Annotated in this window: 2 protein-coding genes; both read left to right on the top strand. The window is 36.9% G+C overall.

What is annotated here, in order from left to right; all coding sequences use genetic code 11:
- Nucleotides 1–439 (top strand): pilus assembly protein PilP (locus tag H5202_RS21860; RefSeq protein WP_182773891.1); only part of this gene is annotated, 439 nt, incomplete at its 5' end.
- 21 nt (nucleotides 440–460) lie between these two features.
- Nucleotides 461–1,782 (top strand): AMIN domain-containing protein (locus tag H5202_RS21855; protein WP_182773890.1); only part of this gene is annotated, 1,322 nt, incomplete at its 3' end.

Genomic DNA, 1,782 nt, shown 5'->3' with positions numbered 1-1,782 from the left:
TGTTACTACTACAAAGGCGCAACACGTTGACCGTATAGCACCATTGAAGCAAACACTGAAGTTCGAACATTTTGCTTATCAAGCTGAATTAATGCGCAGTCCGTGTGTTCCACCATCAAGGGATTTGACAGAAGAGGTGATTGATACATCTAGAGATTGTTTACAACCAGACTTAAAACGTCGCAAAGGTCGTTTAGAAACCTATGCATTAGACAATTTAAGAATGCGTGGAACATTGAGTGAAGATGGTACTATTTGGGCTTTAGTCGAATCTAGTGATGCCAATGTTTATCGCATGGGTGTAGGTGAGTATTTAGGGCTTTATCATGGCCGAATTGCTAAAGTAACGCCGCAATTTATCGAAATCATAGAATTAATCCCTGATGGTTCAGGTTGTTGGGCAGAAAGATCCAGCAATTTAGAATTATCAGGAAAATAACGTGCGAAGGATGAGGGAATAATGGAATCTTCTGCCGCGATGAAAAACGTAATAACAAAGTTATTATTTTTTAGAGCTTTTCTAGGCGCAGTTTTATTAATGGGTTTAATACCCAGTGCGATAGCTGCAAATCGTCTTATGGACGTCAAATATCATTCAATGGTTGATCATCAATTAGAATTAGAGTTGATTTTTGAATCATCAATAGCGTCACCATCTGTTGATTTATCAGCAGACCCAGCAGAAATTATATTGAATTTCTCTGACACTATTTCTAATTTAAATAAAAATAAAATTCCGGTAAATACTGTTGGTGTTAAAGAGTTAAATGCGCAGCAACAAGGTGGTGATTTACAAATCATTGTTGGATTGAATAAAGTAAAGCCGTATCAAGGTAAAATTGTTGGTAATAGTTACCGGTTAACTATTAATGATGATGTATCAGTATCAGGTCCTGCAGAAGCTAACAACCCATTTGTTAATAGCATTAGTGGTATTGATTTTCGTCGCAATAAAACTGGCGGTGGGGAAATTTTATTCAACCTTAGCAATCGTTCTGTAGCGGCGAATGTAGAACAAGTTGGCTCCAAGCTTGAAATAAAACTTTATAATACCGATATTGGCAGTGATTTACTTTACGTCATGGATGTACAAGACTTTTCCACTCCAGTGAATAGTTTTGAAACATTTAAAGATGATTTGACCGCTCGAATCATGGTCGATGTTGACGGTAACTACGACTATAATTATCGCCAAGATGGTAATGTGTTTAAAGTTAGCGTAGATAAAGTAGAACGTGTCTCCGTGGCTAAAGAAGCAAAGAAATATAATGGTCGTTCATTGTCACTAAACTTCCAAAATATTTCTGTTCGTACTGTGTTGCAAATTATTGCTGATTATAACAATTTTAACCTTGTGACGAGCGATACCGTTGAAGGTGAGATTACTTTACGCTTAGATGATGTATCTTGGGATCAAGCTTTAGACCTTATTTTACAAACTAAGGGATTGGACAAGCGTATTGAAGGTAACATTCTAATGGTGGCTCCGAGTGAGGAACTTGCCATTCGTGAAAGTAATGACCTAAAAAACCAGCAAGAAGTTAAAGAATTAGCGCCGCTATATTCTGAATATCTGCAAATAAATTATGCTAAAGCAGTTGATATAGCAGAGTTACTTAAAACCACAGATTCTACTTTGTTGTCATCTCGTGGCAGTGTTGCGGTTGATGAGCGTACAAACACGCTATTAGTAAAAGATACGACTGAGATATTAGAAAACGTACACCGTTTAATTGAAGTGCTAGATATTCCCATCAAACAAGTGCTTATTGAAGCTCGTAT

Origin of the sequence: Shewanella sp. SG41-4, from assembly GCF_014164505.1 — a bacterium.
GTDB lineage: Bacteria > Pseudomonadota > Gammaproteobacteria > Enterobacterales > Shewanellaceae > Shewanella.
This window is presented reverse-complemented; position numbering and strand designations above follow the sequence as displayed.